Source organism: Ectothiorhodospira lacustris, assembly GCF_022227785.1.
Taxonomy (GTDB): Bacteria; Pseudomonadota; Gammaproteobacteria; order Ectothiorhodospirales; family Ectothiorhodospiraceae; genus Ectothiorhodospira; species Ectothiorhodospira lacustris.
Genome location: NZ_JAJNQM010000009.1, coordinates 18958 through 37715, shown reverse-complemented (window position 1 = coordinate 37715; position 18758 = coordinate 18958). Strand labels below are relative to the sequence as shown.

At 63.5% G+C, this 18758-nt stretch carries 15 protein-coding genes, 1 tRNA gene and 1 pseudogene; 11 read left to right on the top strand and 6 right to left on the bottom strand.

Annotated features, from left to right (window positions below):
* Positions 1 to 46 precede the first annotated feature (46 nt).
* Genes smc through LQ952_RS03210 form a run of 5 tightly spaced genes read left to right on the top strand, consistent with a single transcriptional unit; the run spans position 47 to position 8283 of the window.
* Positions 47 to 3565: a chromosome segregation protein SMC gene (gene smc / locus LQ952_RS03230; RefSeq protein ID WP_238621220.1), complete on the top strand. Its 3519-nt coding sequence runs from the start codon at positions 47 to 49 to the stop codon at positions 3563 to 3565.
* 25 nt (positions 3566 to 3590) lie between these two features.
* On the top strand, positions 3591 to 4553 hold the full coding sequence (zipA, locus tag LQ952_RS03225; RefSeq protein WP_238621219.1) for a cell division protein ZipA: 963 nt from the start codon (positions 3591 to 3593) through the stop codon (positions 4551 to 4553).
* Between the two features lie 17 nt (positions 4554 to 4570).
* A complete protein-coding gene (gene ligA, locus LQ952_RS03220; protein WP_238621218.1) occupies positions 4571 to 6607 on the top strand; it encodes an NAD-dependent DNA ligase LigA in 2037 nt (678 codons plus the stop codon).
* A 43-nt stretch (positions 6608 to 6650) separates the two neighbouring features.
* Entirely contained in the window at positions 6651 to 7475 is an 825-nt protein-coding gene (locus tag LQ952_RS03215) for a motility protein A (RefSeq protein ID WP_238621217.1), read from the top strand.
* On the top strand, positions 7432 to 8283 hold the full coding sequence (locus LQ952_RS03210) for an OmpA/MotB family protein (RefSeq protein WP_238621216.1): 852 nt from the start codon (positions 7432 to 7434) through the stop codon (positions 8281 to 8283). Before LQ952_RS03215 ends, LQ952_RS03210 begins: the two co-directional genes overlap by 44 nt.
* Before the next feature lie 25 nt (positions 8284 to 8308).
* Here LQ952_RS03210 and LQ952_RS03205 read toward each other — a convergent pair whose 3' ends face one another.
* From LQ952_RS03205 to LQ952_RS03195, 3 genes are all read right to left on the bottom strand, one after another.
* Complete coding sequence (locus LQ952_RS03205; protein WP_238621215.1) at positions 8309 to 8500, bottom strand: PA3496 family putative envelope integrity protein; 192 nt, start codon at positions 8498 to 8500, stop codon at positions 8309 to 8311.
* 184 nt (positions 8501 to 8684) lie between these two features.
* Entirely contained in the window at positions 8685 to 10523 is a 1839-nt protein-coding gene (locus LQ952_RS03200; RefSeq protein WP_238621214.1) for a DEAD/DEAH box helicase, read from the bottom strand.
* A gap of 157 nt (positions 10524 to 10680) precedes the next feature.
* A tRNA-Leu gene (locus LQ952_RS03195) sits at positions 10681 to 10767 on the bottom strand.
* 124 nt (positions 10768 to 10891) lie between these two features.
* On the opposite strand from LQ952_RS03195, the gene queA reads away from it, so the two are divergent.
* The 6 genes and pseudogenes from queA to LQ952_RS03165 form a co-directional block, all read left to right on the top strand.
* Positions 10892 to 11935 carry a tRNA preQ1(34) S-adenosylmethionine ribosyltransferase-isomerase QueA gene (gene queA / locus LQ952_RS03190; protein ID WP_238621213.1) on the top strand — a complete coding sequence of 348 codons (1044 nt, stop codon included), beginning with the start codon at positions 10892 to 10894 and terminating at the stop codon, positions 11933 to 11935.
* Between the two features lie 3 nt (positions 11936 to 11938).
* Positions 11939 to 13054, top strand: coding sequence for a tRNA guanosine(34) transglycosylase Tgt (gene tgt / locus LQ952_RS03185; RefSeq protein ID WP_238621212.1), 1116 nt, complete (start codon positions 11939 to 11941; stop codon positions 13052 to 13054).
* A 61-nt stretch (positions 13055 to 13115) separates the two neighbouring features.
* On the top strand, positions 13116 to 13445 hold the full coding sequence (gene yajC / locus LQ952_RS03180; RefSeq protein ID WP_238621211.1) for a preprotein translocase subunit YajC: 330 nt from the start codon (positions 13116 to 13118) through the stop codon (positions 13443 to 13445).
* 37 nt (positions 13446 to 13482) lie between these two features.
* Positions 13483 to 15345 (top strand): protein translocase subunit SecD, encoded by a 1863-nt coding sequence (gene secD, locus LQ952_RS03175; protein ID WP_238621210.1) that lies wholly within the window; start codon positions 13483 to 13485, stop codon positions 15343 to 15345.
* Positions 15346 to 15358: 13 nt separating this feature from the next.
* Positions 15359 to 16297 carry a protein translocase subunit SecF gene (secF, locus tag LQ952_RS03170; protein ID WP_238621209.1) on the top strand — a complete coding sequence of 313 codons (939 nt, stop codon included), beginning with the start codon at positions 15359 to 15361 and terminating at the stop codon, positions 16295 to 16297.
* Positions 16298 to 16419: 122 nt separating this feature from the next.
* Positions 16420 to 16647 (top strand): annotated as a pseudogene (locus tag LQ952_RS03165) (type II toxin-antitoxin system Phd/YefM family antitoxin); the annotation flags it as partial.
* 357 nt (positions 16648 to 17004) lie between these two features.
* Here the strand turns inward: LQ952_RS03165 and vapC are convergent.
* The 3 genes from vapC to LQ952_RS03150 all read right to left on the bottom strand — a co-directional run bounded on the left by vapC (position 17005) and on the right by LQ952_RS03150 (position 18685).
* Positions 17005 to 17406, bottom strand: coding sequence for a type II toxin-antitoxin system VapC family toxin (gene vapC, locus LQ952_RS03160; protein ID WP_238621208.1), 402 nt, complete (start codon positions 17404 to 17406; stop codon positions 17005 to 17007).
* Positions 17403 to 17597 (bottom strand): type II toxin-antitoxin system VapB family antitoxin, encoded by a 195-nt coding sequence (locus LQ952_RS03155; RefSeq protein WP_238621207.1) that lies wholly within the window; start codon positions 17595 to 17597, stop codon positions 17403 to 17405. The genes vapC and LQ952_RS03155 overlap by 4 nt, the downstream gene beginning before the upstream one ends.
* A gap of 296 nt (positions 17598 to 17893) precedes the next feature.
* Complete coding sequence (locus tag LQ952_RS03150; RefSeq protein WP_238621206.1) at positions 17894 to 18685, bottom strand: inositol monophosphatase family protein; 792 nt, start codon at positions 18683 to 18685, stop codon at positions 17894 to 17896.
* Positions 18686 to 18758: the final 73 nt, after the last annotated feature.

Sequence of the window (18758 nt, the reverse complement as noted above, 5' to 3'; positions counted from 1 at the left end):
CCATGTGCCGGAACCCGTCTACCCTACTGGGAATAATCGCCTCTCGATGCGACTGAGCAAGATCAAACTGGCCGGCTTCAAATCCTTCGTCGATCCCACCACCATCCTGCTGCCCAGCAATCGGGTGGGCATCGTGGGTCCCAACGGTTGCGGCAAGTCCAATACCATCGATGCCGTGCGATGGGTGATGGGAGAGTCCTCCGCCCGCTATCTGCGCGGCGACTCCATGGAGGACGTCATCTTCAATGGTTCCTCCACCCGCAAGCCCGTGGGACAGGCCGCCATTGAGCTGGTGTTCGACAACAGCCAAGGGGTGTTGGGTGGTCAGTATGCCCAGTACGCCCAGTACGCCGAAATCTCCATCAGGCGCCGCGTTTCCAGGGATGGACAGTCCCAGTATTTTCTCAACGGCACCCGTTGTCGGCGCCGGGACATCACCGACATCTTCCTGGGTACCGGCCTGGGTCCCCGCAGCTACGCCATCATCGAGCAGGGGATGATCTCCCGCATCATTGAGGCCAGGCCGGAAGAGCTGCGGGTTTATCTGGAAGAAGCCGCGGGCATCTCCAGGTACAAGGAACGGCGCCGGGAAACCGAGACCCGCATCCGCCATACCCGCGAGAATCTCGAACGCCTGCAGGACCTGCGCGACGAGGTGGACAAGCAGTTGCGGCATCTGCAGCGTCAGGCGGACGTGGCCGAGCGCTATAAGGCCTGGCGGGAGGATGAGCGTCGCCTGAAGGCCGAGCTGATGGCCCTGCGTCTGCGTGACCTGGAGGCCGAGGCCGAACGCCGGGGGCAGGAGTTACGGGTGCAGGAAACCCGTCTGGAGGCCACGGTGGCACGCCAGCGACAGCAGGAGGCGGGGTTGGAGCAGGACCGGGCGGCCCTGGTGGACGCCAACGAGACCTTCAACGAAGTGCAGGGACGTTACTACCGTCTGGGCAGCGAGATCTCCCGCACCGAGCAGTCCATCCAGCATCATCGGGAACTGCGGGAACGCCAGTCCAGGGAACTGGCCCAGGTACGCGACAGCCTGGCCCAGGCCCGGGGCCATATCCAGGATGACGAAGCACGACTGGTGGCGGCGCTGACCGATCTGGAAGCCCTGGAACCGGAGCATGCGGTGGGCAGCGAGGCATTGGAGGAGATCAGTGACCGGCTGATGCAGGCAGAGCAGGCGATGATGTCCTGGCAGGGTCACTGGGAGGACTTTAACCGACGGGCGGCCGAGCCCAGCCAGGTGGCTCAGGTGGAACGCACCCGGATGGAACAGCTGGAACGCCAGATCCGCGCCCTGGATGACCGTCTGGGGCGCCTGACTCAGGAACAGGAGGACCTGTCCACGGACGCCTTGCGCGCCGAGATCCAGGTTCTGGCGGAACAGTCTGTCCTGGCCCATGCCGGGGTGGAAACCCTGGACGAGGCACTGCAGGCAGTTCGTGACCGGATCCATGACAATCGTGAACAGGCCCGCCTCCATAACGCCCAGGTGGACGAGCTGCGCCGCCGCATCCAGTCCCTCAATGGCCGTCTCGCTTCCCTGGAAGCCCTGCAGCAGGCGGCTCTGGGCAAGCAGACCGCATCGGTGACGGGCTGGCTCAAGGCCCAAGGACTGGCGGATGCCCCTCGTCTGGGGGAGGGGCTGGATGTGGCCGCGGGTTGGGAAAAGGCGGTGGAGACGGTGCTGGGGCAGTACCTGGAGGCCATCTGTGTACCGGATCTGGACCCGCTGGCCCAGGTCTGCGACAGCCTGGAAGAGGGGGACCTGTTGGCTTGGGAAACCGTCGGTGGTGATCTGACGGACGCCATGCCGGACTCCGAGCGCCTATCGACCAAGGTGCGTGGCCCGATACCGTTGAATGATCTGCTGACCCCGGTCCATGCCGCCCCTGATCTGGAAACGGCCCTGGTCCTGCGTGCCCGCCTGGCACCCCATGAATCCGTGATCACCCCGGATGGGATCTGGCTGGGCCGTTGCTGGCTGCGGGTGGCCCGGGATCGGGATGAACATGCGGGCCTCATCGGTCGAGACCGGGAGTTGCGTCAGCTCCGTGATGAGATGCACGACCTGCAGGAGGAACTGGAGATCCGACAGCAGGGCCTGGAGGACGGCCGTGAAGGCCTGCGCGAGCTGGAGGCCGGACGGGACCAGGTCCAGGTGGAATTGAACCAGGCTCACCGGGCTGCCAGTGAACTGGATGCACAGCTCAGCAACCGCCGCACCCGCCTGGAGCAGGTGGAGACCCGCATGCAGCGGGTGGAGGGCGAGATCACCGAGGTGCAGGCTCAGCGCCTGCAGGAGCATGAGGCCCTGCAGCAGGCCACCCACCGCCGCAACGAGGCCGTCACGCGAATGGAGGCCCTGGCCCGGGAACGGGACTCCCTGGAGCGGGGCAGGGATGGCCTGCGCCGTGACCTGGACATGATCCGGGGCGAGGCCCGGTCCCGCCGCGAGGCAGTGCACCAGATGGCCCTGAAGCTGCAGACCCTGCGGGCCGCACGGGACGCCGCTCGGCAGGCCCTGGATCGCCTGCAGGGGCAGTCCGCTCAGTTACAGGCCCGTCTGGAATACCTGCAGATTGCCCTGGATGATGCTGAGGCACCCATCGGCGAGCTGGAAGACACCCTGGTTACCCTGGTGGATGATCGCATGGACGTGGAGCAGGCCCTGGCCGCGGCCCGCGCCCGGGTCCAGGCCCTGGAGGCGGAGATGCGCGACAAGGATCAGCATCGCCTGGGGGCCGAGCGGGAAGCGGACACCCTGCGCGACCGTCTGGATCAATTGCGCATGGCTTGGCAGGAGATTAAGGTTCGCAGGCAGACGGTACTGGAACAGTTGGAGGAGGCCGGTTTTACCCTCGCCTCATTGTTGGCGGCGATGGACCCGGCGGCCACGGTGGCAGACCGGCAGGCGCAGGCGGATGCCCTGGGGCAACGCATTGCGCGCCTGGGCCCCATCAACCTGGCGGCCATTGATGAATACAAGGCCCAGAGCGAGCGACAGACCTATCTGGACGCCCAGTATAATGATTTGACGCAGGCCCTGGAGACCCTGGAAAGCGCCATCCAGCGTATCGATCGGGAGACCCGGAGCCGTTTTCGCGATACCTTTGAGCGGGTGAACGGGCGCCTGCAGGAGATGTTTCCCCGTTTGTTCGGCGGCGGGCAGGCCCACCTGGAGATGACCGGCGATGACCTGCTCTCTACCGGCATTGCGGTGATGGCCCGGCCACCGGGCAAGCGTCTGTCCACCATTCACCTCATGTCTGGTGGCGAGAAGGCGCTCACGGCCGTGGCCCTGGTGTTCGCCATCTTCGAGCTGAACCCGGCGCCGTTCTGTATGCTGGACGAGGTGGACGCCCCCCTGGACGAGGCCAACGTGGGGCGTTTCTGCGCATTGGTGCGGGAGATGTCGGAACGGGTACAGTTCATCTTCATCACCCACAACAAGACAACCATGGAACTGGCCGATCAACTGGTGGGCGTGACCATGCGGGAACCGGGGGTCTCCCGTCTGGTGACCGTGGACGTGGAAGAAGCCGCCCAGATGGCCACTACCTGAGACACAACCAAGAAGGACCCGGGAGATGGATACGTTGCGCTGGATTCTTTTGATACTGGGAATCATGATTCTTGTCGGCATCTACTTGGCCGGCCGCATGCGGGCGCCCAGGCGTCGCCGTGATCTGCCCAGGGAAAACCTGGAGCCGGATGAGCTGGAGCATGTGCACATCCGGGCTGATGACGGCCTCGAGGACCCGCCGCGAATGGGGGATGATCTGGACGGTCTGAGTGATCTGGTGGCGGACGAGGTCCGTGACCGCCCCGTGGCCATGACCGTGAGGAAGGCCGCGCCCTCCGCACAATCCCGACCGGCGAAAACAACGCGGGCTGCCGGGAAGCCCGGCACCGGCCTGCTGGGGCGGTTGCCGAAGATCCCCGGATTGGGCGGGGCTTCGGGCCCGAACCGGCCGACCCGGGAGACCTCAAAGGCAGGGCCGGCGGTCTCGGCAAGGTCTGCGATCGAACCTGTGGAACCCATGGAGGCCATGGAGCCTGCGGTTCCCGCTGCGCCGGAACCGGCCGAGCGCCCCGGGACATCGGCGGAGCCAAGGGAAAAGCTGGTGGTCCTGCATGTGGTGGCGGGCGTTGAGGATCGTTTCCTAGGGGTGGACCTGGCGGCCGCCCTGACCGCAGAGGGGATGGAGTTCGGCGAGATGAACATCTATCACTACCTGGTGACGGATGGCCGGCGCCAGATACCGGTCTTCAGTCTGGCCAACATGCTCAACCCGGGTACTTTCGACCCGGAGTTCATGGATGAATTCACCACGCTGGGCGTCACCCTGTTCCTGCAGTTGCCCGGCCCTTGCGACGCCATGGAGAGCTTCGATGCCATGTACCACTGCGCCGAGGGACTGGCGGAGCGCCTCAAGGGGCAGGTGCTGGATGCCTCCCGCAGTGCCCTGACCCGCCAGGGCAGTGAGCATATCCGCGAGGATATCCGTCGCTGGCAGCTACGCACCGGTCTGGGATCGACGGGAAGATAACGGGACCATCCTTGCTCATGTCCGCGTCCATTCCCGACACCGTCCGCGACAGGGCGCAGAGTCTGCGCGCCCTGATCGCTCGCCACGATCACCGCTATCACGTCCTTGATGATCCGGAAATACCGGATGCGGCCTATGATGCACTGATGCAGGAACTGTCCGCCCTGGAGGCGGAGTATCCGGCGCTCGTCACTCCGGATTCACCCACCCAGCGGGTGGGTGGAACCCGCCTGGAGGCCTTTCCCGAAGCGATCCATCTACTCCCCATGCTGTCCCTGGACAATGCCTTCGAGGCGGTTGATGTGCTGGCGTTCGACCGCCGGGTGCGGGAACGCTTGGAACTGGAAGACGACAGCCTGGTGGAATACGCCGTTGAACCCAAGCTGGACGGTCTGGCGGTCAGCCTGCTTTATCAAGATGGTCTGCTGGTGCGCGGCGCGACCCGAGGGGACGGCACCACCGGCGAGGATGTCACCGCCAACATCCGGACCCTCCGCGCCATTCCCCTGCGTCTGCAGGGCAGTAATCATCCCCGGCGCCTGGAAGTCCGCGGGGAGGTCTACATGGAGAAGGCCCGCTTCGAGGCCCTCAATGCCCATGCTCGGGAACGGGGGGAAAAGGTCTTCGTCAACCCCCGTAATGCCGCCGCCGGCAGTCTGCGCCAGCTGGACCCGGAGATCACTGCTCGGCGTCCCCTGAGCTTCTTTGCCTATGGTGTCGGTCATGTGGACGACGGGGAGATGCCCGACAATCACGGGGATACCCTGGATCGTCTGGCAGACTGGGGTCTGCGGGTCTGTCCCGAACGGGACGTGGTCACGGGCGGGGAGGGCTGTCTGGCCTATTACCGTCGCATCGGTGAGCTGCGGGACACGCTGCCCTACGAGATCGACGGCGTGGTGTACAAAGTGAACCGGTTTTACCTGCAGCGGGCCCTGGGCTTTGTCTCCCGTGCCCCCCGCTGGGCCATCGCCCACAAGTATCCCGCCCAGGAGCAGATGACCTGGCTGCGGGAGGTGGAATTCCAGGTGGGGCGTACCGGTGCGATCACGCCGGTGGCCCGCCTGGAACCGGTGTTCGTGGGAGGCGTCACCGTCAGTAATGCCACCCTGCACAACATGGATGAAATCCAGCGCAAGGATGTGCGCATCGGTGACCGGGTCATTGTCCGCCGGGCCGGTGACGTGATCCCCGAGGTGGTGGCCGTGGTGTTGCAGGACCGACCGGCGGCCGCCTACCCCATACTCATGCCCGACCAGTGTCCGGTCTGCGGTTCGGCCATCGAGCGCCCCGAAGGGGAGGCCGTATCCCGCTGCTCCGGGGGGCTGTACTGCGCCGCCCAGCGGCGGGAGGCCATCCGGCATTTTGCCTCGCGCCGGGCCATGGACATCGAAGGGCTGGGTGACAGGCTTATCGAGCAGTTGGTGGAGCGAGGGTTGGTGGAGCACGTGGACGATCTCTACCGCCTGCAGGCACCCGCCCTGGCGGTCCTGGAGCGCATGGGAGAGAAATCCGCGGCCAATCTCGTCCGTGCCCTGGAACGCAGCCGGCACACCAGCCTGGATCGCTTCATCTTCGCTCTGGGTATCCGCGAGGTCGGCGAAGCCACGGCACGGGCCCTGGCGGCCCACTTCGGCGGTCTCGACGCCCTGATGCAGGCGGACGAGGCGGCGCTGATGGAGGTCCCGGACGTGGGACCCAAGGTGGCGGCCCATGTGGCCACCTTCTTCCGACAGCCCCATAACCGGGAAGTGATCCGGCAATTGCGGGAGGCCGGGGTGCACTGGGAGGAACACGCGCCCCGCAATGCCGATGACCAGCCCCTGGTCGGCCACACCTACGTACTGACCGGCAGTTTGACGGCCTTTACCCGGGAGGAGGCGGCCGATCGTCTGCGGGCGCTGGGGGCCAAGGTGTCCGGCAGTGTCTCCCGCAAGACCACCGCCGTGATTACGGGGGAGGCCGCCGGGTCCAAGCTGGACAAGGCGCGCAAACTCGGGGTCCCGATCCTGGATGAGGCCGGGCTCAAGGCCCTCCTGGAGGCCGCTCCATGATCCTTCTGGCCTTTCACCGGCCCCACGCATTACACTGACCGCCATGAACCCTTCCACCTTGCTGGGCATGGTCGGCAGTGTGGTGCTGCTGGCCAGTGTGATTGCGTTTACCTCTCAGGATCTGGGGGTATTTCTCAACCTGCCTGGTCTGGGCATCGTGGTGGGCGGCACCATTGCCGCCACCCTGCTGAGCTATCCCCTTCACGAAGTGGTGCGGGTGTTCCGCGTCTTTCTGCTGGTACTGCGCAATGAGCGCTATTTCTTCCGTGAGGACATGGAAGAGATCGTCGAGGTGTCCAGGCTCTGGTTCAGCGGCAAGCTGGCGGCGGTGGATAACCGGCTCGACGGGATTCGTAACCCGTTTTTGCGCACGGGGGTGCAACTCGTCATTGACGGCACGCCCATGGAGGACATCAACGATCTGTTGCAATGGCGCATGAGCCAGCTGCGCCGGCGGGAACATGCCGAAGCCCAGATCTTCCGCACCATGGCCATGTATGCCCCCGCCTTCGGTATGCTGGGCACCTTGATCGGCCTGATCAACATGCTGCTGGCCACCGATACCAACGATTTTGCCGTGATTGCGGTGAATCTGGGGGTTGCCCTCATCACTACTTTCTACGGACTGATTCTGGCCAATCTGGTTTTCAAACCCATTGCCATCAAGCTGGAGCGACGCACGGAAGAGCGCATCATCCTGATGAACATGGTGCTGGAAGGGGTCACGCTGATGCGCAAGGGACGTTCACCGGCCTATATCCGGGAAACCCTCAAGTCCTTCATGGCGCATCATCAGGACGACTTGAGGATGAAGGAGGAACACCGTGACCCTGCCTCCCCAAAGGCCGGTGCCCCCCGCTCCCGCTGATCCGGCCGGAAAACGCGGCGGTAGCGAGGATCAGGATCTGCGCAAGCAGCTGTTGCAGGATGAACTGGAGGCCGCCCCGCATTTTCCACCGCCCTGGTCGCGGGGCTCCCATGGGGAACCGGCGGTGGATCGGGATGATGACCAGGCTTGGCTGCTCATCTATGTGGATCTGCTGACCCTGGTGCTGGTGCTGTTCGTGATCCTGCTGGCCTATACCACCGTGGATGCGGACAGCCAGCTCAAACTGGTGGACTCCCTGGCGGTGGAACTGGGTTATCCCCGCCAGGAAACCATCGTCCCCCCGATTGTGGAAGCCATCCCTCCGGCCCCATCCCCCGGCAAGGCCGAGCGGCTGGCCCGGGATCTGACCGAGTCCCTGGCCGAGAGCGGCGGCCTGGAGGATGTGGACGTGCTGACCACGCCGGGTCAGGTGGAGCTTAGGATGCGCGAAGGCATCCTGTTTGCCAGTGGCCGGGCGGAGTTGCTGGGGGAGGGCGTGGCACTGCTCAGCCGTCTGGCCCCCATCTTCGGCCCTGAAGTGGCACGGGTGACCGTGGAAGGACATACGGATAACGTGCCCATCGCCACGGAGCGCTTCCCCTCCAACTGGGAGCTGTCCGTGGCCCGGGCCACGGTGGTGGTACGTCATCTGATCAGTGAAGGTGTGGCGCCTGAGCGCCTTCAGGCATCAGGATTTGCCGACACAAAGCCGGTTTCGGACAACGACACCCTCCAGGGCCGGGCACAGAACCGCCGGGTCTCCCTGGTATTGCAGATGGCGCCGGAGGGATTCCCAGGGCAGGAATGAGACACCGTCCTCCAGCACATCCTGCCTACCAGTCCAGGTCATTCAGACCCGAGCCGTTCTCGTCGAAGGCATCCTCCAACTGACGCTTCAGGGCCCTGCGCTCCAGGAGTAGTTCCAGGGAGCGACGCGCCGAAAGGCGCGTGGAACTGTCGGATTCCTTCCAGTCAACGCTGTCATCCTCATCATCCGCCAGAAGGGATTCGGGGGCCCTTGCCATGCTGTCGTGTCTCCACGGTTGCTGTGATTTACGTCGCCTTATAAACCTTGTGTGGAAAACTGCAACAAGTTTTTTTCTATCGGCAACGCAAACCTCATTGATGAGCGCGGACAATAAAAAAGCCCGGTCCGCTGATCAGGCGGAACCGGGCTTTGGTCAGTTCGGCGAGGGCCGGACGCGGTGTTTACATGCCGCGGCGCCGTGGCTTGCCGGGGCGGTCCATGCCGGGTTTGCCAGCGCGCCCGGCAGGCTTTCTCGGACCGGCGCTGCGGGGCGGCTTGCCGCCGGGGCCGCCGGGGCCGCGACGGTCACGGAAACCGCCGCCGGAACCGCCGAGTTCTTCACGGCCATCGGCCGGTGCCAGGTTCAGGCGCTGTCCACATACCCAGACCTGTTTCAGGTGCTGAAGCAGTTCCCGGGGCAGGTCGGCCGGCAGATCCACGGTGGAGCACTCCGGCCCGATGTTGATGCGGCCGATGTGCTGGTTGTCCAGTCCCGCCTCGTTGGCGATGGCGCCTACCAGGTTGCCGGGCTTGAGGCCGTGGACTTGGCCCACATTGACCCGATAGCTCTGCATGCCGGTGTCTTCCCCGCCGCGGGCGCCCCTGGGGGCGCGACGCGGTGCGGCATCCCGATCTCTGTGGCCGCCCTGCTCACGTTCGCGTTCGATGGCACGGGGCGCGGCGGGGGCTGATCGCTCATCCAGCAGTAAGGGAGAATCACCCTGGGCCATATGGGCCAGGGCGGCAGCGATTTCCTGGGGGTCGGCATCGTGTTCCTGGACGTATTCGGTCACCAGGTTCTGGAAGAAGGACAGGTCCTCACCCACCAGGGTGTCGGTGATGGTCTGCTTGAAACGGTCGATGCGACGCTCGTTCACATCCCGGGCAGAGGGCATGTGCATGGGTTCGATGGGCTGACGGGTGGCCCGTTCGATGGCCTGCAGCATGCGCTGTTCCCGGGGTGCCACGAACAGGATGGCTTCACCCTTGCGACCGGCACGGCCGGTACGGCCGATACGGTGAACGTAGGACTCGGTATCATGGGGAATGTCGTAATTGACCACGTGGCTGATACGGTCCACGTCAAGCCCCCGGGCAGCCACGTCCGTGGCCACCACGATGTCCACCTGGGCCCGCTTGAGGCGGTCCACGGTGCGTTCCCGCAGTTTCTGGGGGATGTCCCCGTTCAGGGCCTCGGCGGCATAGCCGCGGGCGGTGAGCTTTTCGGCGATTTCCACCGTCTCGGTCTTGGTGCGCACGAATACCAGCATGGCCTCGAAGTCCTCATGCTCCAGCAGGCGGGTGAGGGCATCCAGCTTGTGCAGACCGCTGACCCGCCAGTAACGCTGGCGAATGGTGTTGGCGGTGGTGGTGGCGGCGGCGATACGCACTTCCTGGGGCGACTTCAGATGCTTGCGCGCCACGCGGCGGATCACGTCGGGCATGGTGGCGGAGAACAGGGCCAGCTGGCAGCTCTCCGGGGTCTGTTCCAGCACCCACTCTACGTCGTCGATGAAGCCCATGCGCAACATCTCGTCGGCCTCGTCCAGGACCAGAGCGGTCAGTCCTTCCACGTTCAGGGTGCCCCGGCGCATGTGGTCCATGACCCGGCCCGGCGTTCCTACCACCACTTGGGCGCCCCGGCGCAGCTGGCGCAGCTGAACGCTGTAGGCCTGGCCGCCGTAGATGGGCATGACATGAAAGTCAGGCAGATGTCGGGCGTAGGTCTGGAAGGCCTCGGCCACCTGGATGGCCAACTCGCGGGTGGGGGCCAGCACCAGGATCTGGGTGTCCTTGCGGCTCAGGTCCAGGCGGGAGAGCAGGGGCAGGGCGAAGGCCGCGGTCTTGCCGGTGCCGGTCTGGGCCTGGCCCAACAGGTCCTGCCCGGCGATCAGCGGCGGGATGCTCTGGGCCTGGATGGGGGTGGGGACTTCGTAACCGGCCTCGTTCAGGGCGGTCAGAACGGGTTCAATGAGGCCCAGGGCACGGAAATCGGCCGGATTGGTCTGTACTTGATTCAAGGGGATACCTGCGAAACGCGAAAAGCGGATAGGGATGGATGTCGTGATGAAGCGGACATCCGCGCTCCTCGTGGCGGTGGCCGCTTGAAAGGCCGGAGGTGACATGGGCGTCCTGTTGTCAGACACCGTGCTGCCACGCAGACCTTTGGGTTTTTCATGGTGCCGGGAGCGAGAATCGAACTCGCACTCTGTTTCCAGAACCGGATTTTGAGTCCGGCGCGTCTACCAGTTCCGCCATCCCGGCAAGGTGGGGATTGAGCATTATAACGACCAGGCATGGTCAGCGCCAATAATATTTTGGTGCTGACCGATCGGGTCCCCGTCATGTCGATGGCCCCTCTCCACGGTTCCTGATACCATCGCGCGCCATGCAAGTCAGTGATTTCACCTTCGATCTTCCTCCCGAGCTGATTGCCCAGGCGCCGTTGCCGGAGCGGAGCGCTTCCCGGCTGCTGCGCCTGGATGGTCCCTCCGGCACCCTGGCGGACCGCTGCGTCCGGGATCTGCCGGACCTGCTGCGGCCGGGCGACCTGCTGGTGTTCAATGACACCCGCGTCATCCCCGCGCGCCTGCACGGCTGCAAACGCGACTCCGGCGGGCGGGTGGAGGTGTTGGTAGAGCGCCTGGAGGATCGGCATCAGGTGCTGGCCCATCTGCGCGCCAGCAAATCTCCCGGAGCCGGGGTCTGGCTGTGGCTGGAAGAGGCGGCGGAAGCCCAGGTGCTGGGCCGGGAAGGTGACCTGTTCCGGCTGCGCTTCACCGATCCCGTGCTGGAGGTGCTGGAGCGACATGGTCACATGCCGTTGCCGCCTTATATCGACCGTCCCGACACCAGCGACGATCGCCGGCGCTACCAGACCGTGTTTGCCCGCAGCCCCGGCGCCGTGGCCGCACCCACGGCCGGTCTGCATTTCGATGAAACCCTGCTGGAACGGATCCGCGCCCGAGGGGTCGAAACGGCTTCCGTGACCCTGCATGTGGGGGCGGGTACTTTCCAGCCGGTACGGGTGCAGGATATCCGTGAGCACGTCATGCACGCCGAATGGGTGCAGGTATCGGCGCGGACCTGTGACCAGGTGGCGGCCTGCAAGGCCCGAGGCGGTCGAGTGGTGGCGGTGGGCACCACCAGCGTGCGCAGTCTGGAGAGCGCCGCCAGGGGGGGCGCTCTGGCCCCGTTCGAGGGAGATACCCGTTTGTTTATCGTGCCCGGTTACGATTTTCGGGTGGTGGACGCCCTGGTGACCAATTTCCATCTGCCCGAATCCACCCTGCTGATGCTGGTGAGCGCCTTTGCCGGCCGGGATCAGGTGCTCGCGGCCTACCGGCACGCGGTGCGCGAGCGTTACCGGTTTTTCAGTTACGGCGACGCCATGTTCATGACCCGCCGGCCCCTCGAACCAACGGAACTTTGATACATGCAGTTTGAATTGATGGCCCGGGACGGGGCCGCGCGCCGCGGGCGCCTGATCTTCGACCGTGGCGTGGTGGATACACCGGCCTTCATGCCCGTGGGCACCTACGGCACGGTTAAGGCCATGACCCCGGAGGAGCTGGAGGGCCTGGGTGCCCAGATCATCCTGGGCAACACCTTCCATCTCATGCTCCGGCCCGGTACCGAGGTGATCCGGGCCCACGGGGACCTGCACGACTTCATGCACTGGGAGCGGCCGATCCTGACGGATTCCGGCGGGTTCCAGGTGTTTTCCCTGGCCAAGCTGCGCAAGATCACGGAAGAAGGGGTGCGTTTTGCCTCGCCGGTGGACGGCTCGAAGATCCTGCTCACCCCCGAGCGCTCCATGGAAGTCCAGCGGGCGCTGGGTTCGGACATCGTCATGATCTTCGATGAGTGCACGCCCTATCCTGCCACCGAGGACCAGGCCCGCCATTCTATGGAATTGTCCCTGCGCTGGGCGGCCCGTTCCCGGATCGCCCACGGCGACAATCCGTCGGCCCTGTTCGGCATCGTCCAGGGCGGCATGTACGCGCAACTGCGGCGCCGTTCCCTGGAAGGGCTGGTGGAGATCGGTTTTGACGGCTATGCCATCGGCGGGCTATCGGTGGGTGAGCCGGAGGCGGAACGTAACCGGGTACTGGACGGGCTCACCCCGCTGATGCCGGTGGATCGGCCCCGCTATCTGATGGGGGTGGGCAAGCCGGAGGATATCGTCGAGGCGGTGCGTCGGGGTGTGGACATGTTCGACTGTGTCATCCCCACCCGCAATGCCCGCAACGGCTTTCTCTATACCCATCAGGGCGTGATGCGGATTCGCAATGCCCGTTTCCGGGACGACACCCTGCCCATCGATCCGGAATGTGACTGCTATACCTGTCGTCACTATTCCCGGGCCTATCTGAAACACCTGGACAAGTGCAACGAGATCCTGGCCAGCCGTCTGGCCACCCTCCATAACCTGCACTACTACCAGACACTGATGCGGGAGATGCGTCAGGCCATTGCCGCCGGCACCCTGGAGGACTGGGCCTGCGCCTTCCATGAGCGGCGCGCGCAAACCCCACAGTCTGTGACATAATGTCGGCCTTCAAACATCCTGAACCGTGTCAATTATCCATTCAATTCAAGGAGTCCCGCCCATGAGCTTCTTCATTTCCGACGCCTACGCCCAGACCGGGCAGCCCGCCGGCGGTGGTTTCATCGAATTCCTGATCATGATCGTGATCTTCTTTGCGATCATGTATTTCCTCATCATCCGTCCCCAGAGCAAGCGCGCCAAGGAACACAAGTCCATGGTGGACGGCCTGAACAAGGGTGACGAGATCGTCACCAACGGCGGCCTGGTGGGCAAGATCACCCAGGTGACCGAAAACTTCATCAAGGTGGAAGTCTCCGAAGGTGTCGTGGTCAACGTCCAGCGTCAGGCCGTGGCCACCGTAATGCCCAAGGGTTCGATCAAGGACATCTGATCCAGCCTTTCACTTTTAGTCCACATCTGGTCCCGTCATGAACCAATACCCCTACTGGAAGTATGTCCTGATCGTGGTCGTCATGCTGGTGGGCGTGATTTATTCGCTCCCCAACCTGTATCCGGAGGATCCGGTGGTACAGGTGGCCAACTCCACCACGGACGTGGTGGATGCAGACACCCGGCTGCAGATCCAGGCCGTGCTGGAAGGGCGGGGCGTGGAAATCAAGTCCACGGAGTTCGACGGGGCTCAGTTCATGCTGCGCTTCAGCAGCGCCGATGACCAGTTGCTGGCCGCGGATATCCTGCGTACGGCCCTGCCGGGGAACCATGTGGTGGGGCTGAACCTGGCCCCTGCCACCCCCGGCTGGCTGCGTGCCATCAACGCCCGGCCCATGTCCCTGGGGCTGGATCTGCGGGGCGGCGTCCATTTCCTGATGGAAGTGGACATGGATGCGGTGGCCGACAACATCTATGAGCGTTACACCGGTGAATTCCGCACCCAGTTGCGGGATGCCCGCATCCGCTATCTGAGCGTGGAGCGGGATGCCGACGGCGTGCACGCGCGTTTTGCCGATGCCGACAGCCGTGACGAGGCCCTGCGGGTATTGCGGCGGGAATACCGGGGGGATCTGGATTTCCGTACCACCCAGTCCGGCGAGGTGTTCCGCCTCAGCGGCACCGTGACCTCCGACTATCTGGCGGCCCAGCGGCGCCTGGCCCTGCAGCAGAATATCACCACCCTGCGCAACCGGGTGGACGAGCTGGGGGTGGCCGAACCGGTGATCCAGCAGCAGGGTGAGGACCGCATCGTGGTCCAGCTACCCGGCGTGCAGGATACCGCCCGGGCCAAGGAGATCCTGGGCGCCACCGCCACCCTGGAATTCCGCCTGGTGGACGAGAGCAGCGACCCCTTCACCGCGGCTGAAACCGGGCGTTCTCCGGCCAATTCCCGGCTCTACTTCGAACGTGACGGCACCCCGGTGTTGTTGCAGCGCCAGGTGATGCTCACCGGCGACTTCATCAATGACGCCTCTTCCGGCATCGCCCAGGACAGCGGCAGTCCGGCGGTGTTCATCAACCTGGATGCCCAGGGCGCCCGCATCTTCAGTCGGGTTACCGGTGAGAATGTGGGCCGTTTGATGGGTGTGGTCTTCATTGAGACCAGCACCGAGACGGTGGAGGAGGATGGTGAGCTGGTTCGGCGCACCACACGCACGGAAGAAGTCATCAACGTCGCCCGCATCCAGGAGCAGCTGGGTCGCCGTTTCCAGATCACCGGGCTGGACAGCACCCGGGAGGCCCGCAACCTGGCCCTGTTACTGCGTGCCGGTGCCCTGGCCGCGCCCATGAGCATCGTCGAGGAACGCACCGTCGGCCCGAGTCTGGGGCGCGACAACATCGAGCGGGGCTTCAACTCGGTGGCCATCGGCTTTTTCCTGGTGCTGATCTTCATGGCCCTGTACTACCGGGTGTTCGGTCTGGTGGCCAACGTGGCCCTGACCCTGAACCTGATCCTGATCGTGGCCATCCTGTCCCTGCTCCAGGCCACGCTCACCCTGCCGGGGATTGCCGGGATCGTGCTCACGGTGGGGATGGCAGTGGATGCCAACGTGCTCATCTTTGAGCGCATCCGGGAGGAGTTGCGCAACGGCAATTCGCCTCAGGCGGCAATCAAGGCCGGCTATGACCGGGCCTTCTCCACCATTGCCGATGCCAACATCACCACCCTGATTGCGGCCCTGGTGCTGTTCATGTTCGGTACCGGCCCCATCAAGGGTTTCGCCATCACCCTGTCCATCGGCATCCTGGTGTCCATGTTCACGGCCATCGTGGTGACGCGCGCCATCATCAACCTGACCTATGGACGTCAGCGTCGCCTCAAGACGCTGGCCATCTGACCCGGGGACGACCATGAAGCTCAACTTTGCCAAGGCCAATATCGATTTTCTGGGCCAGCGCCGTATCGCCCTGGTGGTCTCACTGGTGCTCATCATCGGTTCCCTGCTGCTGCTGGGATTTCGCGGCCTGAACTTCGGCATCGACTTCACCGGCGGTACCCTTATCGAGGTGGGGTATCCAGAGGTGGTGGAGTTGGAGCAAGTCCGCAGTCAACTGGAGACGGGCGGCTTCGGCCGGGCCACCGTGCAGTACTTCGGCACCTCCCGGGACGTGTTGATTCGGCTCGCTCCCCGTGACGGTGAAAATACCGCCGAACTGTCCGAGGAGGTCCTGGACGTGTTGCGAGGCGGCGGTCCGGCCGGCGTGGAGCTGCGCCGGGTGGAGTTCGTCGGTCCCCAGGTGGGCGAGGAGCTGCGGGAGCAGGGCGGTCTGGCGATGATCTACGCCCTCATCGGGATCCTGATCTACGTGGCCCTGCGCTTTGAATGGCGTTTTTCGGTGGGGGCGGTGACCGCCCTGGTCCACGACGTCATCATCACCCTGGGGATCTTCTCCCTGTTCTGGCTGGAGTTCGATCTTTCCGTGCTGGCGGCGGTGCTGGCGGTGATCGGTTATTCACTCAACGACACCATCGTGGTCTATGACCGCATCCGCGAGAACTTCCGCAAGCTGCGCAAGCAGGGGGCGGAGCAGGTGATGAACCTCTCCGTGAACGAGACCCTGGCCCGTACCATCATCACCGGCGTGACCACCCTGCTGGTGCTGCTGGCGTTGTACCTGCTGGGCGGCGCCGTGATCCAGAACTTTGCCCTGGCCCTGATCATCGGCATCGTGGTGGGCACCTACTCATCCATTTATGTGGCGGCGGCCGTGGCCCTGGTGATGGGCGTGGATCGCAGCGTCATGTTGCCGGTGAAGAAGGAAGGGGCGGAACTGGACGACCGGCCGTGAGCCGATAGCCGGGGTTTGCCGTGGGGGATGCCTCGGAAGGCCGGCATATCCCCACGAAACCATTGCCGTGTCATCCCCTAAGCGCACACTTGGCGGAAGTTTGTACACGCAAGAGGTGCGTCATGACCGCAATCTCAGCAACTGAGGCGCGCAGCAACCTTTATCGGTTGATTGACGAGACCGCCGAATCCCACCAACCAATCGTCATCATGGGTAAGCGGAACAAGGCTGTCCTGGTCTCCGAGGAAGACTGGTCTGCAATCCAGGAAACGCTTTACCTGCTCTCCGTACCGGGTATGCGGGAGTCTATTCGTGATGGAATGGACGCCCCCGTGGATGGATGCGATGAGGCGCCAGCTTTGATTCATGAATGCTCCTCCTGCTCACTTGCAGAGGTGTGGTTTGATGAAGATGACGGCAATATCTATCTAAACTTGAGCAGGGTCGCCACAGAAGAAGATTTGGAAAACGACCATTATCTTGAGTGTGAAGGGCAGACAATAGAAACCGTTCAGATCCAGGTTGCGTTCTGCCCTTATTGTGGTGAAAAGCTGTCGGTCGGTAAGGAAATTGTTGTACCCAACTTCCAGCACTACAACTTCGGCAGAAAGAAATGAGCACTCATGATCTGTCAGTCAACTTCGCGTCTGCGGCGCTGGACGGCTTACACTACGCTCCGCTCCGTTGTAGCCCCGGTTATTGAGGCGTTACGTTTCCGGTAGCGCTGAGACCAGGCCGAGATGATCAACAAAAGGAATGAAATCGTGGTCAGTGAAAAGCAAGGGCAACTTCTGCTCAATGCAGTAGGTCGCAATAATCACGTCCGTAGTTTTTCGGATAGTTATTCCTTTTTTGCGCAGTGCCCGGTAATTCTCTGCGCACTTCTCGGGCATGTCTTTTCCAAACATTTCAAGCTGGTCCAGCGTCATTAGGCTTTGCTTGGTCGTGCGGTATTCCCGGTCGTCCCGGATTCCCTGAAGAATTTCCAAAAATATCAAATCCCCCATGGCAACGACGCCCTCAACAATAGCAGCGTCAAGAGCATCGGTGTGCCGGCTCTGAGTGCCGTTAAGGTAGTCGATCCAGACACTGGTATCGACCAATATCATTTACCGCCTCGCATTTCGTCAAGGTTGCCTTCCCACTTGATTCGACCTCGGAGCTTGCGAATTTCCTGCTGCTGGCTACGTCGCACCAGAAGCTTAAGCCCTTGTTCTACAACTTCTCTTTTAGTGCTCAGGCCAGAGGCTTTAAGGGCATCCATCATTAGCTTGTCATCTATAACAATGTTGGTTCTCATAAATCACCTATGTGTATTAATATCTGCTATATACACACCCTATCATAGGCAAAGAAACATAACAATCGGATCCACAGCGAGTTCGAACGCCGCTATCCTGCGCAGCATCAATCCTTCCTGCACTGGATCGGTTTTTCGGGTGATGAAATCCGGGTGCGAGAGTGACAGCGATAGCACGCCGCGCAAAGCGCGGCGCATCGAGCCATTTGGAAGTCCTGGTATGGAATTGGCCGAGGATCAGGAAGATCGGGGGGTATTCGAGGAACGGGTTTCTCGGCCGATAAACCCGTGCAATTTCACGCCCGGTTCACCACCGGATTGAGCCTCTGCAGCATGCCCTTGAACACCTTGGGACCGGCGGCCACCACGTTGCCGGTCACCAGATGGTCGGGATCGCCCTTGAGGTCGCTCACCAGGCCGCCGGCCTCCTGCACCATCAGTACGCCGGCCGCCATGTCCCACTCATGCAGGCCGATCTCCCAGAAACCATCCAGTCGACCGGCGGCCACATAGGCCAGATCCAGTGAAGCCGCCCCGGCGCGACGCACGCCGGCGGTGCCCGGCAGCAGGGCGCTCAGGGTGCGCAGGTAGTAGTCCAGGTTCTGGTCTTCCCGGAAGGGGATGCCGGTGCCCAGCAGGACGCCGGTCATGTCCCGGGGCTGGGTTACGCGAATGCGTCGATTGTTGAGGGTGGCACCGGCGCCGCGGCTGGCGGCGAACAGTTCTTCCTTGACCGGGTCGTAGACCACCCCGTGTTCCAGGCGTCCCCTCTGCTTGAGGGCGATGGAGACCGCATACTGGGGGATGCCGTGGAGGTAGTTGGTGGTGCCGTCCAGGGGATCGATCACCCACTGGAACTCCTCGTTGCTGCCCTGAGTGCCGCTTTCCTCCGCCAGGATGGCGTGACCGGGGTAGGCCCGGTGGATCACGCGTATAATCTCCCGCTCCGCCATGCGATCCACTTCGGTCACGAAGTCGTTGGGCTGCTTGTCCTGGACGGTGAGGGTATCAAGCCGATCCGCATGACGTACGATGACCTGTCCCGCGGCGCGGGCCGCCTTGACGGCGATATTGAGCAAGGGATGCATGGAAGACTTCCGGGATGAGCTGGGAAACAGGGCCGCGACCGTGCAGGCCGCGGGGAGATCAAAGAAGATACAC

Excerpts from the sequence above, each read along its gene's own strand:
- smc (WP_238621220.1), top strand. The coding sequence starts at position 47 with ATGCGACTGAGCAAGATCAAACTGGCCGGCTTCAAATCCTTCGTCGAT.
- zipA (WP_238621219.1), top strand. The coding sequence starts at position 3,591 with ATGGATACGTTGCGCTGGATTCTTTTGATACTGGGAATCATGATTCTT.
- ligA (WP_238621218.1), top strand. The coding sequence starts at position 4,571 with ATGTCCGCGTCCATTCCCGACACCGTCCGCGACAGGGCGCAGAGTCTG.
- LQ952_RS03215 (WP_238621217.1), top strand. The coding sequence starts at position 6,651 with ATGAACCCTTCCACCTTGCTGGGCATGGTCGGCAGTGTGGTGCTGCTG.
- LQ952_RS03205 (WP_238621215.1), bottom strand. The coding sequence starts at position 8,500 with ATGGCAAGGGCCCCCGAATCCCTTCTGGCGGATGATGAGGATGACAGC.
- queA (WP_238621213.1), top strand. The coding sequence starts at position 10,892 with ATGCAAGTCAGTGATTTCACCTTCGATCTTCCTCCCGAGCTGATTGCC.
- tgt (WP_238621212.1), top strand. The coding sequence starts at position 11,939 with ATGCAGTTTGAATTGATGGCCCGGGACGGGGCCGCGCGCCGCGGGCGC.
- yajC (WP_238621211.1), top strand. The coding sequence starts at position 13,116 with ATGAGCTTCTTCATTTCCGACGCCTACGCCCAGACCGGGCAGCCCGCC.
- secD (WP_238621210.1), top strand. The coding sequence starts at position 13,483 with ATGAACCAATACCCCTACTGGAAGTATGTCCTGATCGTGGTCGTCATG.
- secF (WP_238621209.1), top strand. The coding sequence starts at position 15,359 with ATGAAGCTCAACTTTGCCAAGGCCAATATCGATTTTCTGGGCCAGCGC.
- vapC (WP_238621208.1), bottom strand. The coding sequence starts at position 17,406 with ATGATATTGGTCGATACCAGTGTCTGGATCGACTACCTTAACGGCACT.
- LQ952_RS03155 (WP_238621207.1), bottom strand. The coding sequence starts at position 17,597 with ATGAGAACCAACATTGTTATAGATGACAAGCTAATGATGGATGCCCTT.
- LQ952_RS03150 (WP_238621206.1), bottom strand. The coding sequence starts at position 18,685 with ATGCATCCCTTGCTCAATATCGCCGTCAAGGCGGCCCGCGCCGCGGGA.